The organism is Streptomyces colwelliae (assembly GCF_048158785.1).
In the GTDB taxonomy this organism is placed as follows: Bacteria; Actinomycetota; Actinomycetes; order Streptomycetales; family Streptomycetaceae; genus Streptomyces.
This window is the reverse complement of sequence record NZ_JBLTJC010000089.1, coordinates 1-13,390: the sequence shown is the minus strand read 5'-3', so window position 1 is coordinate 13,390 and position 13,390 is coordinate 1. Positions and strand designations below refer to the sequence as shown.

Annotated in this window: 12 protein-coding genes and 1 pseudogene; 2 read left to right on the top strand and 11 right to left on the bottom strand. The window is 68.2% G+C overall.

Annotated elements, in window-relative coordinates; translation table 11 throughout:
- The 5 genes from ACNFOC_RS20150 to ACNFOC_RS20130 all read right to left on the bottom strand — a co-directional run bounded on the left by ACNFOC_RS20150 (window position 1) and on the right by ACNFOC_RS20130 (window position 4,246).
- Entirely contained in the window at window positions 1-846 is an 846-nt protein-coding gene (locus ACNFOC_RS20150; protein ID WP_329250742.1) for a carbohydrate ABC transporter permease, read from the bottom strand.
- On the bottom strand, window positions 843-1,760 hold the full coding sequence (locus tag ACNFOC_RS20145; RefSeq protein ID WP_416960472.1) for a carbohydrate ABC transporter permease: 918 nt from the start codon (window positions 1,758-1,760) through the stop codon (window positions 843-845). The genes ACNFOC_RS20150 and ACNFOC_RS20145 overlap by 4 nt, the downstream gene beginning before the upstream one ends.
- A gap of 42 nt (window positions 1,761-1,802) precedes the next feature.
- Window positions 1,803-3,107: an extracellular solute-binding protein gene (locus ACNFOC_RS20140; RefSeq protein WP_416960471.1), complete on the bottom strand. Its 1,305-nt coding sequence runs from the start codon at window positions 3,105-3,107 to the stop codon at window positions 1,803-1,805.
- Window positions 3,108-3,333: 226 nt separating this feature from the next.
- Window positions 3,334-3,624 carry a DUF3039 domain-containing protein gene (locus ACNFOC_RS20135; RefSeq protein WP_026150330.1) on the bottom strand — a complete coding sequence of 97 codons (291 nt, stop codon included), beginning with the start codon at window positions 3,622-3,624 and terminating at the stop codon, window positions 3,334-3,336.
- Window positions 3,625-3,673: 49 nt separating this feature from the next.
- On the bottom strand, window positions 3,674-4,246 hold the full coding sequence (locus ACNFOC_RS20130; RefSeq protein WP_416960470.1) for a YqgE/AlgH family protein: 573 nt from the start codon (window positions 4,244-4,246) through the stop codon (window positions 3,674-3,676).
- A gap of 253 nt (window positions 4,247-4,499) precedes the next feature.
- Between ACNFOC_RS20130 and murA the strand changes: the two genes are divergently transcribed.
- Window positions 4,500-5,846, top strand: a complete 1,347-nt coding sequence (murA, locus tag ACNFOC_RS20125; RefSeq protein ID WP_416960469.1) for a UDP-N-acetylglucosamine 1-carboxyvinyltransferase — start codon at window positions 4,500-4,502, stop codon at window positions 5,844-5,846.
- A gap of 99 nt (window positions 5,847-5,945) precedes the next feature.
- On the opposite strand, the gene ACNFOC_RS20120 is transcribed toward murA, so the two are convergent.
- The 6 genes from ACNFOC_RS20120 to ACNFOC_RS20095 form a co-directional block, all read right to left on the bottom strand.
- Entirely contained in the window at window positions 5,946-6,227 is a 282-nt protein-coding gene (locus ACNFOC_RS20120) for an HU family DNA-binding protein (RefSeq protein ID WP_019056394.1), read from the bottom strand.
- Between the two features lie 440 nt (window positions 6,228-6,667).
- A complete protein-coding gene (locus ACNFOC_RS20115; RefSeq protein ID WP_416960468.1) occupies window positions 6,668-8,107 on the bottom strand; it encodes an NAD-dependent malic enzyme in 1,440 nt (479 codons plus the stop codon).
- A gap of 318 nt (window positions 8,108-8,425) precedes the next feature.
- Window positions 8,426-10,738: a HelD family protein gene (locus tag ACNFOC_RS20110; protein WP_416960467.1), complete on the bottom strand. Its 2,313-nt coding sequence runs from the start codon at window positions 10,736-10,738 to the stop codon at window positions 8,426-8,428.
- Window positions 10,739-10,899: 161 nt separating this feature from the next.
- Window positions 10,900-11,661, bottom strand: a complete 762-nt coding sequence (locus tag ACNFOC_RS20105) for an anti-sigma factor family protein (RefSeq protein WP_416960466.1) — start codon at window positions 11,659-11,661, stop codon at window positions 10,900-10,902.
- A 38-nt stretch (window positions 11,662-11,699) separates the two neighbouring features.
- A complete protein-coding gene (locus ACNFOC_RS20100; protein WP_019056398.1) occupies window positions 11,700-12,221 on the bottom strand; it encodes a sigma-70 family RNA polymerase sigma factor in 522 nt (173 codons plus the stop codon).
- Between the two features lie 350 nt (window positions 12,222-12,571).
- The gene (locus ACNFOC_RS20095) at window positions 12,572-13,165 is read right to left on the bottom strand and encodes a CGNR zinc finger domain-containing protein (RefSeq protein WP_416960465.1); all 594 of its coding nucleotides are present in this window, start codon (window positions 13,163-13,165) and stop codon (window positions 12,572-12,574) included.
- 99 nt (window positions 13,166-13,264) lie between these two features.
- On the opposite strand from ACNFOC_RS20095, the pseudogene ACNFOC_RS20090 reads away from it, so the two are divergent.
- Window positions 13,265-13,390 (top strand): annotated as a pseudogene (locus ACNFOC_RS20090) (type III polyketide synthase); the annotation flags it as partial.

Sequence of the window (13,390 nt, the reverse complement as noted above, 5' to 3'; positions counted from 1 at the left end):
TCAGTCCTTAACCGCTCCGCCCAGCCCCGAGACCAGACGTCGCTGCACGAGTACGAAGAACACCAGCACCGGAATCGTCATCACCGTGGAGGCCGCCATGACCCCGCCCCAGTCGGGATCGTCGGGCTTGTAGAAGACCAACAGGGCCATCGGCAGGGTCGACTGGGAAGTGTCGCTGATGATGAAGGACTTGGCGAAGAGGAAGTCGTTCCAGGCCGAGATGAAGGAAAACACGCTCGTCGCCACCAACCCCGGGAAGACGAGCGGGAAAAGGATCTGCCACAGGAATCGCGTCCGGCTCGCCCCGTCGATGTACGCGGCCTCCTCCAGCGCGTCCGGTACGGCTTTCACGAACCCCCGCAGCATCCAGATCGCGAACGGCAGCGAGAACGCGATCTGGGGCAGGATCAGCGACCCCAGGGTGTTCAGCAGCCCGAGCCCCCGCATGGTGAAGAACAGGGGGATCGTCAGCGCTTCCACGGGCACCATCTGGGCCACCAGGAACATGATCAGGAGGGTGGTCCGGAAGCGGAACCGGAATCGCGTCACCGCGGTCGCGGCGAGAAAGGCGATCAGTGCCGAGACGATGACCACCGAGCACGCCACGACAAGGCTGTTGACGAAGTAACGGCCGAATTCCTGCTGCCCGAACACGCGCCGGAACGAGTCCAGAGAGGGCGCGAGCGTCCACGGCCGGGGCTCGCTCGACTCGATCTCCCCGGCCGGTTTGAAGGCGCTGAGCACCATCCAATAGAGGGGGAAGGCGACGACGACCGCGATCAGCAGCGCGGAGGCCTCGGCCGCGAGCCGCCAGGGCCGTCGTACAAGACCGCGAAGCAGACTCACAGCTCCTCCCCCTGCCTGCGCAGCAGGCGCAGATAGACCAGCGTGACGGCGAGCAGCATCAGCAGCATGACGACACCGATCGCCGAGCCGAGGCTGTACTTCGAGGACGCGAACGCCTGTTGGTAGGCGTACACGTTCAGGACGAGGTTCTGGCCCGCGATGCCGCCGCCGTTGGTCATGACGTAGATCTGGGTGAAGACCTTGAAGTCCCAGATGACGGACTGGATGGTGACGACGGTCAGGATCGGCCGCAGCATCGGCGTCAGCACGGACCGCCAGATCCGCCACTGCGAGGCCCCGTCCAGCGCGGCGGCCTCCAGCACCTCGGAGGGCACGGCACGGATCCCGGCGTAGACCGTCACCATCACGAACGGGAAGGAGCACCACACCACTTCGAGCAGCACAAGGAAGAACGCGCTCAGCCGCCCGTACGTCCAGGAGTGGTCCCCGAGCCCGAGAATCCGGTTGACGGGCCCGAAGTCCGGATCGAAGAGCAACAACCAGACGGTCGACCCGGTGACGGCAGGCGTGGCCCACGCCCCCAACGCGGCCAGCATCAAGACGAGTCGGGGCAGGGCACGCACGCGCGTGAGCAACACCGCCAACGCACACCCAACAGCGAGCGTCGAGACGACACAGGCCCCCGCGAACAACACGGTGGCCACCAGCACTTGCCAGAACTGACTGTCCGAGAAGAGCGCGGAGTAGTTCCCGAACCCTTCGAAGGTCGTCGGCTCCCCACCACTGACCTGGGCCTGCGTGTACTGGAAGAAGGAGATCAACCCGAGCTGATAGATGGGGTAGACGAGCAACCCACCAAGGACGACAAGAGCGGGGGCAAGATAAATCCAAGGCACACTCCCCCCACCCAAGGGGCGCGGGGAACTGCGCGACAAGCCACGACGCCCCCGCACCCGCGAACGCTCCACAACAACCGAGCTATTAGGCGCCACCGGTCAACCCGCGGAGCTAAACGCTGAGTTCATCTTCTTCGCCGCATCCCCCGAAGCCGCAGCCACACTCTTCTTCCCGCTGATGACCTCTTGCAGCATCGTCGGCAACACCAACGACGAGTCGATCTCCGACCAACCAGGCGACGCGGGAACGAACTTCGTCCCCGCAGCCAACGTCTCCACGAACGGCTTCTCGAACGGCACCTTCGCCGCAGCCGCATCCCGCACATCGGTGAACGTGGGCAGGAACCCCATCGCGTCGAACATGGACGCCTGCGTCTTCTTCGAGGTGAGCTGCTCCATGAGGTCGACCGCGAGCGTGCGGTGCGACGTGCTCTTCAGGACACCGATGTTGTTGCCCCCGGCGAACGCGGGAGCGACAGACCCGGACGCGACCCCCGGCAACGGCACCACCGCGTACTTGCCCTTGACCTTGCCCGCCTCGACAGCCGTGTGGCTGAAGTCGCCCCCGATCGCCATCCCCGCCTTGCCGGCCGCGAACGCGGTGATCGTGTCGTTGCCGCCCATCACCGCGCACTTGGCGGCGGGACAGTTGTCGCTCGTGAAGAGCGAGGTGTACGCCTTGATGCCCTTCTGCGCGGCGGCACTGTCGATCGCGGAGGTGTACGAGCCCCCCGAACCCCCCTTGGCCGTGGCGAGTTCACCGCCGTTGGCCCAGACGAAGGGCATCGCGCCGTACGTGTACGCACCGCCGACGACGAGGCCGTAGAGGTCGGACTTCGCCTTGTGGATCTTGCGGGCGGTGGCGGCCAACTCGGCCATGGTCTTGGGGGGTTGCAGACCCAGGTCCTTGAAGACGTCGGTGCGGTAGTACAGGGCGCGGACGCCGACGTAGAACGGGGAGCCGTACATCTTGCCGTCGACCGTGACGGACTGCTTCGCCGTCGGGTCGGTGTCCTTGGCCTCGCTCCAGGCGCCGAAGTCCTTGGTGACGTCGAGGAGTCCGCCGTCATGGACGTAGCCGGCCGTGTCGGTGTTGCCGTACTCCATGACGTCGGGCGCGGACTTCGGGTCGTTGAAGGCGGCCTTCACGCGCTGGGCGCGGGTGTCGATCGGGATGTACTCCACGTCGACCTTGGTGTCCTTGTGCGCCTTCTCGAAGGCGGCGACCACGGAGTCGACGACCTTCGCCTTCGGGTCGTTGCCGACCTCCTGGAAGAGCCACACCCGCAGGGTGCCGCTCTGGTCGTCCTTGTCGGAGGACGAGTTGTCGGAGGTCTGGGGCGCGCAGCCGGCGACGACAGCGGCGGCCGCCACGAGTACGGCGAATCTGGGGGCGAGCTTCATGGAGCGTTCCTCCGGGAATCCGGGCGTGCGTTGCAACATATGCAATGGGCGTTTCGCTCTGCACAACACCACGGAGATTAAGGAGTAGATGAACGCGGCCACAAGAGGTCTCAACCACTTCGTGACACGCGAAAGCCCGCCGAAAAGCCGTCGAAACACGCAAAAGGCCCTCGGGGCACGCCGAAGCGCGCCCCGAGGGCCTTACGAAGTCAGACCGGCCGAACGGCTACTTGTCGCCGCCGCCCTTGCCCTTGTCCCCGTCGCCACCCGAGCCCATGGACTCGTAGATCTCCTTGCACATGGGACACACCGGGTACTTCTTCGGGTCGCGGCCCGGCACCCAGACCTTCCCGCACAACGCCACCACGGGAGTGCCGTCGAGGGCGCTCGCCATGATCTTGTCCTTCTGGACGTAATGGGCGAAGCGCTCATGGTCCCCGTCGCCGTGCGACACCTGGGGCGTCGGCTCTACGAGGGTCCCCGTACCAGTCCCGCGCTCGGGCTCAAGAGTGCTCATACGGCCAAGGGTACTGAAGCCCACCGGCATCAGTTCCGCGAAGGGTCGTTCAGTTCAGGGAAGCGTCGTCCGGATACGTCGCCACCATCGCCAGCTCACTGCGCTGGCGGCGCAGCACCTCGCGCCAGAGTCTCTCCGGGGACGGCGAGGAGACGTCACCGGGCTCCGACTCGACGACGTACCAGGCGCCGTCCACCAGTTCGTCCTCCAGCTGCCCGGGTCCCCAGCCGGCGTACCCGGCGAAGATCCGCAGCGAGCCGAGCGCCGCGGCCAGCAGCTCCGGCGGGGCCTCCAGGTCGACGAGTCCGATCGCGCCGTGCACGCGCCGCCAGCCGAGCGGGGCGCGCTCGCCGGCCGCGCCGCCCGGGATGACGGCGACGCCGAGGGCCGAGTCCAGCTGGACCGGGCCGCCCTGGAAGACGACGCCCGGGTCACCGGCGAGATCCGCCCAGCCCTCCAGGATGTCGCCGACGTCCACAGGAGTCGGGCGGTTGAGGACGACACCGAGGGAGCCCTCCTCGTCGTGGTCGAGAAGGAGCACCACCGCGCGGTCGAAGTTCGGGTCCGCCAGGGCGGGTGTTGCCACGAGCAACCGCCCTGTGAGCGAGGACACCTCGGTCATGCGAGACATGATCCCGCATCTTCCCCGTGAAGGGGGAGGCAATGCGGGTTCGGGAGTGAATGCAGCTCAGGGCAGAAGGAGGCACCCCCGGCGCACACATCACCTCCGTGACCCCATGTGCCCGATTGAGAACGGTTCGTGTTGTGACACAGCTATGACGTGGCTGAGCGGTCCTCGGGCTTACGGGAGGGGGGTGGGCGGCCATTACGCTTACGTCTTCGGCCCCTGCCCAACTCCACGGAACGCGAGATTCATGACCGTCAACGGCTCAGACGACGTACTGCTTGTCCACGGCGGAACCCCGCTCGAGGGCGAGATCCGTGTCCGCGGTGCGAAGAACCTCGTACCCAAGGCCATGGTCGCCGCCCTGCTGGGCAGTGAGCCAAGTCGACTGCGCAACGTTCCGGACATCCGTGACGTTCGTGTCGTACGCGGACTCCTGCAACTGCACGGGGTGACGGTCCGTCCGGGTGAGGAGCCGGGCGAGCTGGTGCTCGATCCGTCGCACGTCGAGAGCGCCAACGTCGCCGACATCGATGCCCACGCGGGCTCGTCGCGCATCCCGATCCTGTTCTGCGGTCCGCTGCTGCACCGGCTCGGGCACGCGTTCATCCCGGGTCTGGGCGGCTGTGACATCGGCGGCCGGCCGATCGACTTCCACTTCGAGGTGCTGCGGCAGTTCGGCGCGAAGATCGAGAAGCGCGCGGACGGCCAGTACCTGGAGGCCCCGCAGCGGCTGCGCGGTACGAAGATCCAGCTGCCGTACCCGTCCGTCGGCGCGACCGAACAGGTGCTGCTGACGGCGGTGTTGGCGGAGGGTGTCACCGAACTCGCCAACGCGGCCGTGGAACCGGAGATCGAGGACCTCATCTGCGTACTGCAGAAGATGGGCGCGATCATCGCCATGGACACCGACCGCACGATCCGCATCACCGGTGTGGACTCGCTCGGCGGCTACACCCACGCGGCCCTCCCGGACCGCCTGGAGGCCGCGTCCTGGGCGTCCGCGGCGCTGGCGACCGAGGGCAACATCTACGTCCGGGGCGCGCAGCAGCGCTCGATGATGACGTTCCTCAACACCTACCGGAAGGTGGGCGGTGCCTTCGCGATCGACGACGAGGGCATCCGCTTCTGGCACCCCGGCGGCCAGTTGAAGTCCATCGCGCTCGAAACGGACGTGCACCCGGGCTTCCAGACGGACTGGCAGCAGCCGCTGGTCGTCGCGCTCACGCAGGCGACGGGCCTCTCCATCGTGCACGAGACGGTCTACGAGTCCCGGCTGGGCTTCACCTCCGCGCTCAACCAGATGGGCGCTCACATCCAGCTCTACCGCGAGTGCCTCGGCGGCTCCCACTGCCGCTTCGGCCAGCGCAACTTCCTCCACTCGGCGGTCGTCTCGGGCCCGACCCGCCTCCAGGGCGCCGACCTGGTCATCCCCGACCTCCGCGGCGGCTTCTCGTACCTCATCGCGGCGCTGGCGGCCCAGGGCACGTCCCGCGTCCACGGCATCGACCTCATCAACCGCGGCTACGAGAACTTCATGGAGAAGCTCATGGAGCTGGGCGCGAAGGTCGAACTCCCGGGCAAGGCTCTCGGCTAGCAGCCGGTTGTACGACGATGGGGCGGCCACCCTGACCGGGTGGCCGCCCCATTCGCGTTACTTCAGCCTCGTACGCAATCCCGTCGCGTACGCGAAGGACTACTTACCCTTGGCGGCTTCCTTGAGCTTGCTGCCCGCGGACACCTTGACGCTGTAACCGGCGGGGATGTTGATCGGGTCGCCGGTCTGCGGGTTGCGCGCGGTGCGAGCGGCACGGTGGGTGCGCTCGAAGGTCAGGAAGCCGGGGATGGTGACCTTCTCGTCGCCCTTGGAGACGATCTCGCCGACGGTCTCGGCGAAGGCGGCCAGAACGGCGTCGGCGTCCTTGCGGGTCACCTCGGCACGGTCGGCCAGCGCGGCCACCAGCTCACTGCGGTTCATGTTGTTACTCCCGTGTTCTTCTTGCCGTTGAGGCGTGCCACGCGGCGGAGCCGCATATCGGGCACGGTGAAGCCGATGCTGCCAGGGTCCTCGGTGAGTCCCCGGACCCGGGTCCGTCGTCCAGACCCTCGCGCCCGAAGACGCATCCTGCCCCTACCTGCGGCGGGAAAGCCAATCCGGCACCCGTAGGAGTCGCGAGAACACCCTTGGGAGTCACACGAAGAGCGCCACGCCCTCTGCGTGGTGACGCTCCGTCGGCTCCCGGCAGCGAGGGCCGGGCCTGGAAGGCCCGAAACCTGGCCGCCACGATAAACGGCCGCCGAAGGCCCCGGGTTCCGCGACGCGCCGATGTATGAGCGGCCGTGGCGATCCTCACAACCGCCGCACATACGCCGTTCGAAGCTCCAGGACGGGTCCAGGACGCATCCAGGACGGGTGGTCTACGACGCGGAGGTCGCCGTCGAGGCCGCCGCCGCTCCCGCCGCCTTCGCCGCGTCGCGCACCGCGCCCGCGACCGCGCCGGCGACCTTGTCGTTGAAGACGCTGGGGATGATGTAGTTCGCGTTCAGCTCGTCCTCGGTCACCACGTTCGCGAGTGCGGTCGCCGCGGCGAGCATCATCTCGGTGTTGACGGTGCGGGACTGCGCGTCCAGCAGACCGCGGAAGACACCCGGGAAGACCAGCACGTTGTTGATCTGGTTCGGGAAGTCCGAGCGGCCGGTGGCCACAACAGCCGCCGTCTGACGGGCGATCGTGGGGTCGACCTCGGGGTCGGGGTTCGCGAGCGCGAACACGATCGCGCCGTCGGCCATCGCGGCCACGTCGTCGCCGTCGAGGACGTTCGGGGCGGAGACGCCGACGAAGACGTCGGCGCCGCGCACGGCCTCCTTCAGGGTGCCCGTGAGGCCGTCCGGGTTGGTGTTGTCGGCGATCCAGCGCAGCGGCGAGTCGGGCTTGGCGTCCACCAGGTCCTCGCGGCCGGCGTGCACGACACCGTGGATGTCGGCGACGACCGCGTTCTTGACGCCGGCGGCGATCAGCAGCTTGAGGATGGCCGTACCGGCCGCGCCCGCGCCGGACATGACGACCCGGATGTCGCCGATGCCCTTGCCGGCGACCCGCAGCGCGTTCGTCAATGCGGCGAGGACCACGATCGCGGTGCCGTGCTGGTCGTCGTGGAAGACGGGGATGTCGAGGGCCTCGCGCAGCCGGGCCTCGATCTCGAAGCAGCGCGGCGCGGAGATGTCCTCCAGGTTGATGCCGGCGAAGCCCGGGGCGATCGCCTTGACGATCGCGACGATCTCGTCGGTGTCCTGGGTGTCCAGGCAGAGCGGCCAGGCGTCGATGTCGGCGAAGCGCTTGAAGAGGGCCGCCTTGCCCTCCATGACCGGCATGGCGGCCATCGGGCCGATGTTGCCCAGACCCAGGACCGCCGAGCCGTCCGTCACGACCGCGACGGTGTTGCGCTTGATGGTGAGGCGGCGCGCGTCCTCGGGGTTCTCCGCGATCGCCATGCACACGCGGGCGACACCCGGGGTGTAGATCATGGAGAGGTCGTCACGGTTGCGGATCGGGTGCTTGGACTGCATCTCGATCTTGCCGCCGAGGTGCATGAGGAACGTACGGTCCGAGACCTTGCCCAGCGTGACGCCCTCGATGCCGCGCAGCTGCTGGACGATCTCGTCGGCGTGGGCCGTGGACGTCGCCGCGATGGTGACGTCGATCCGGAGCTTCTCGTGGCCGGAGGCGGTCACGTCGAGGCCGGTCACCGAGCCTCCGTGGGACTCCACGGCCGTGGTGATCTGGGAGACCGCCGTTCCGCTCGCGGGCACCTCCAGACGGACCGTGATCGAGTAGGAGACGCTGGGCGCCGTAGCCATGGCCGACTTCCTCTGCTTTCACCGTTGAGCTGAGTACGCGTTCCGATGGTCGCACCTACTACCGGGTAGGCGTTAGCCACCCCCGATTGCGAACGTTTTGTTCGCAAGAAAAAGAGGTCCCCGTCACTTTTCCCGTGACGGGGACCTCTCTGACAAGCAATGACACCGACCCGCCATGCTCGCCTCGCGGCAAGTGGTCGCTCTAAGCGACGAAGGTTGGGCCCGGGGGCTTGGATCGGGCCGGTGTCACATCCAGGCTAACAAACAGATCCCGTAAGACCATTCCCATCCCGAGAGTTCATATGAAGCACCCCGCGATCAGTCCCTGAGAAGGTCCGGCACCCCGTTCGCGTCCGGCTCGTCCCGCTCGGCCGAGACGACCGTGAGCTGCTGGGTCGCGCGGGTGAGGGCGACGTACAGGACACGGAGCCCGGCGGGCGACTCGTCGGCGATCTCCGCCGGCGAGACGACGACCGTCGCGTCGTATTCGAGCCCCTTGGCCTCCAGGCTGCCGAGGGCTACGACCCGGTCGCCGAGGCCGGTGAGCCAACGGCGGGCCTCCTCGCGGCGGTTCATGGCGACGACCACGCCGACGGTGCCGTCGACCCGGTCGAGCAGCCGGGCGGCCTCCGCGCGGACGGACTCGGAGAGCGAGTTCCGTACGACGGCGAAGTGGGGCTTCACTCCCGTCGAACGGACCGCTGACGGCGACTCGGAGCCGGGCATCGCGAGGGCCAGGACCTTCGCCGCCAGTTCCGCGATCTCGGCGGGGTTGCGGTAGTTGACCGTGAGGGTGAAGCGGCGGCGGGGGCGGGAGCCGAGGGCCTCGTCGCGGGCCTCGGCCGCCTCGTCGGGGTCGGACCAGGAGGACTGGGCCGGATCTCCTACGACCGTCCAGGTGGCGTGCCGGCCGCGGCGGCCGACCATGCGCCACTGCATCGGGGTGAGGTCCTGGGCCTCGTCCACGATGACGTGCGCGTACTCGACGCGCTCCTGGGCGAGCCGCTCGGCCCGTTCGCGCTGCGACTCCTCGCGTACGGGCATCAGCTCCTCCAGGCCGGTGAGGTGGTCCAGCGGGTCCAGGTCGCGCCGCTTGCGGGGGCGGGCCGGGGTGCCGAGGGTCGCCTGGAGTTCGTCGAGGATCGCGACGTCGTGGACCGAGAGTCCGTCCCGCTTCAGCGCGCGGGCGACCCTGCGGACCTCGCCGGGGTTGAGGATGCGCCGGGCCCAGCGGCCGAGCTTGCGCTCGTCGGACATGGACTCCAGGACGGCGCGCGGGGTGAGTTCGGGCCACCAGGCGTCGAGGAACGCGATGAAGTCGTCCTCGCTCGCGATGTCCTCGTCGAAGGACGAGCGCAGCTCGGCGGCCAGTTCGGGGTCCGTGTGCCGGCCGGCCGAACCGGAGCGCTCCCAGAGGGCGTCCAGGAGCAGCTTGCGGGCGCGCGGCCGCAGCATGTTGACCGGGGCCGTACCGCTGAGCGCGTTCTGCCGGACGCGCTCCAGGTCGGCGGCCTCCAGTTCGAGGCGACGGCCGAACGCCACCACTCTGAGCCGGGTCGGCGAATCGTTCACCTCCAGGGCGCCGCGCGCGGCCTTCCGCAGTACACGGAGCATGCGGTACGAGCCCTTGGCGCGGGCCACGGCCGGGGAGTCGTACAGGGTGGCCTCGGCGCCGTCGACGAGCGAACCGATCGCCCGGATGGCGACCTGGCCCTCCTCGCCGAGGGACGGCAGGACGCCCTCCGTGTACGCGACGAGCAGCGGGGTCGGCGAGACGATGAGGATGCCGCCCGCGTAGCGGCGCCGGTCCTGGTAGAGCAGGTAGGCGGCGCGGTGCAGGGCGACGGCCGTCTTGCCGGTGCCCGGGCCGCCCTCGACATACGTCACCGAGGCGGCGGGGGCGCGGATCACCAGGTCCTGCTCGGCCTGGATGGACGCCACGATGTCGCGCATGGTGTGGCTGCGGGCCTGGCCGAGCGCGGCCATGAGGGCGCCGTCGCCGATGACGGCGAGCTGCTCGTCGTCGAGGAAGGCGGTCAGCTCCGGCCGCATCAGGTCGTCCTCGACCCCGAGGACCCGGCGGCCCTTGGACCGGATGACCCGGCGCCGTACGACACGCCCGGGGTCGACCGGTGTCGACCGGTAGAAGGGCGCCGCGGCGGGCGCCCGCCAGTCGATGACCAGCGGCGCGTACTCGGAGTCCAGGACCCCGATCCGTCCGATGTGCAGGGTCTCGGCGATGTCGGCGGTGCTGTCGTCCCGGACAGCGCCTTCGGCCGGTTCCACGGCGGTGTAGGCGCCGTCGGGTCCCTTCTTGCCGTCCTTGCCGAGCAGGAGGTCGATCCTGCCGAAGAGGAAGTCCTCGAACTCGTTGTTGAGCCGGTTGAGGTGGATACCGGCGCGGAACACCTGTGCGTCCCGTTCGGCGAGCGCGCCGGGCGTGCCGACCTGGCCGCGCTTGGCCGCGTCGTTCATGAGGAACTCGGCCTCGTGGATCTTCTCTTCGAGCCGCCGGTACACCCGGTCCAGGTGTGCCTGTTCGACGCTGATCTCCCGGTCCCGTAGTGAATCCTGGGCGGATTTGTCGGACACCGTGTCGAGCGCGGTCTCCTGTTGAGCCTGTGCGGCCACCGGGCCCCCTTCTGACGTGCTGGGCAGCCGTCAACCGTACGCGAAAGAAAGCCTCCGTAGCGAGGGGCCTGCCGAGTGGATCTTGACAAAGACGCGGGGCCCGGCACGCGCACCTGCCGCGTTCCGGACCCCACAGGCCACATCGGCCAGTTGCTACACGCTTACGCGTCCACTTGCACGAGCTTCTTGCCGTCGAAGGTCATGACCTCGAAGTGGTCGATCTCGTTCGGCGTGAGGGCCGCTCCGCCCTGGGCGTAGAGCGGGCTCTTGGCCTCCGCCTTCGTGGCGTTCGCGATGCCGTAACCCCAGGCCGGGACCGACCAGGAGCTCATGGTCTCGCGCTCGCCGTTCTTGCCGACGGCGATCAGGGAGCACTTCAGGGGGCCCTTGACGTTCTTGAGCTCGACGACCCCGAGGGTGCCCCAGTCCTTCTTGGACATCGCCACGGTCGCGCTGACCTTGGTGGTCTTGTCCGTCGCGGAGACCTTGTCGGACAAAGTGTCGAAGGTGGTCTTCGCGGTGGACACGGCCACGTTGCCACTGCCGCCCGAGTCGTTACCGCCGTTGACGGCGATGACGGCCAGCGGTCCCGCGATGATCAGGGCCGCCGCAGCGGCGATCATGTAGAAACTGCGCCGCCGCTTCAGGGCCCTGCGGTCACCGACGTCGTCGACCAGCCGCTCCACCAGCCGTGGACTGGGTTTCGCGGACAGGGACTCACCGATCGCGGGGGTGCCGGAGCCCGGCAGATCCGCGAGCGCCGCCAGCATCGGTTCCATCCCGGCCAGCTCGTCGAGCTGCTGGGCGCACCATTCACAGGTGGCGAGATGGGCCTCGAAAGCGGTTGCTTCGGCGTCATCGAGAATTCCGAGGGCGTAGGCGCCGACGGTCTCGTGTTCGTTCGAGCCCTGAGATCCCTGCATGGAACCTGGACTACCCGTTCCGTATCCCCCGTAAATGCTCATGCCGTCACCCCCCGCTCCTCCAGAGCAAGTTTCATCGATCGAAGGGCGTAGAACACCCTTGAGCGCACCGTGCCACTGGGGATGCCAAGCGTCTCGGCCGCCTCATTGACGGTACGCCCCTTGAAGTACGTCTCGACGAGCACCTCCCGGTGGGCCGGGGTCAGGTCGTCCAGCGCGTCCGACAGTGTCATCAGCCACAACGCCTTGTCGATCTCGTCCTCCGCGGGGATGACCTCCAGCGGCGACGGGTCCACCTCCTGCGGCCGGGCCTGCCGGCTGCGGTGACCGTCGATGACGATGCGCCGTGCCACCGTCACAAGCCAGGGTCGTACCGATCCGGTCGCCCGATTGAGCTGGCCGGCGTTCTTCCAGGCCCGGATGAGCGTCTCCTGCACCACGTCCTCGGCACGCTGCCGGTCCCCGGCGACGAGCCGCAACACATAGGCGAGCAAGGGTCCGGCGTGCTCTCGGTACAGGGCACGCATCAGCTCCTCATCAGGTTCCGAGGACTGGGACATGCGATGTCGGGCCCTCGGTGCGTGTTCATTGGCCACGACGGAATCCTTGCGCACGCCCACCTCCGGTGTCCGGGGGTTCCCCCAGTCGGTCGCTCAGGGAGAGGTACGCGGGCGGGTGGTCGGGTGTTCAACGTGAGGCGACAGTTTTCTTGGAAGTGACGTGACGAGCGGGACATGAGTGCACATTCCCACCGTACGATCTTTACATTTCCACCACACAAGCAAGATCACCCGGGCTGCCCGTGCCGCGCCGGAGTGAAACGCACTGTTGTCGAAATCACTTCGACAATTGACGTCCCGTCACTCCACAGAAGCCGCATAAGGGATTCTCAGACTCGGGTCAGGGATTCTCAGGCTCGGGCGAGCGCCGCGCGCCGACGATGCCGGGCCACTCTTTCGCGGTTCCCGCAGACCTCACTGGAGCACCAGCGCCTCCGGCGTCCCCGGGACGTATCCAGATAGACGATCGGGCAGTTGTCCCCTTCGCACTCCCTCAGCGAGGCCCGCGCGACGGGATCGGTGAGCAGTTCCACGGCGTCCCGCGCGATGACCGCGAGCAGCGCGTCGCACTCCGGCGGCCCGTCCAACTGCCGCACCAGCACGCCCTCTTCATCGCGTACGGCACGGGGTGCGGGGGGCGCGGCGCGGGCGAGTTCATTGACGCGGGCGAGGGCGAGGTCGTAGGGCCGACCGTCGGAACCGGCACTTCTGCGCACCAACTGCCCGATCTGCCCCCGCAGTTCACGAAACCCGACGAGCCAGCCGGAGTCGACGTGCGCGAGCGGGGTGGCCGCGGGGACGAGCCCTGATCGGACGATCCACGCGCGCAACGGTTCCGGTGCGTCGAGCCGTTCGTCGGGATGCGTGGTCGCGAGGAGATCCAGACAGACCCGCCCGGCGTCGAAACGCAACTCGTACGGGGCCATGGTCGAACCCAGTGCCATGTGCCTGTCACCGCCTAGGGATTACCCCGGTCGGGAAACCGTTGTCTCTACAGTGCCTGCCCGCTCGCGCGGCCGAAGCCGCGAGGAGTCGCAGCGCCCGCGGGCGGGCCGCGAATACTCGACGACCTGAGCAAGTTCCTTCAGGTCGACCCGCACGCGTTCCGGTTCAGCCGGGCCACCCTCACCGAGTACGGCAACATCGCCAGCGCCGTCGTCCTGGACGCG

Coding starts and splice junctions, on each gene's coding strand:
- ACNFOC_RS20140 (WP_416960471.1), bottom strand. CDS start 3,107: ATGAAGCTCGCCCCCAGATTCGCCGTACTCGTGGCGGCCGCCGCTGTC.
- ACNFOC_RS20135 (WP_026150330.1), bottom strand. CDS start 3,624: ATGAGCACTCTTGAGCCCGAGCGCGGGACTGGTACGGGGACCCTCGTA.
- ACNFOC_RS20130 (WP_416960470.1), bottom strand. CDS start 4,246: ATGACCGAGGTGTCCTCGCTCACAGGGCGGTTGCTCGTGGCAACACCC.
- murA (WP_416960469.1), top strand. CDS start 4,500: ATGACCGTCAACGGCTCAGACGACGTACTGCTTGTCCACGGCGGAACC.
- ACNFOC_RS20120 (WP_019056394.1), bottom strand. CDS start 6,227: ATGAACCGCAGTGAGCTGGTGGCCGCGCTGGCCGACCGTGCCGAGGTG.
- ACNFOC_RS20115 (WP_416960468.1), bottom strand. CDS start 8,107: ATGGCTACGGCGCCCAGCGTCTCCTACTCGATCACGGTCCGTCTGGAG.
- ACNFOC_RS20105 (WP_416960466.1), bottom strand. CDS start 11,661: ATGCAGGGATCTCAGGGCTCGAACGAACACGAGACCGTCGGCGCCTAC.
- ACNFOC_RS20100 (WP_019056398.1), bottom strand. CDS start 12,221: ATGTCCCAGTCCTCGGAACCTGATGAGGAGCTGATGCGTGCCCTGTAC.
- ACNFOC_RS20095 (WP_416960465.1), bottom strand. CDS start 13,165: ATGGCACTGGGTTCGACCATGGCCCCGTACGAGTTGCGTTTCGACGCC.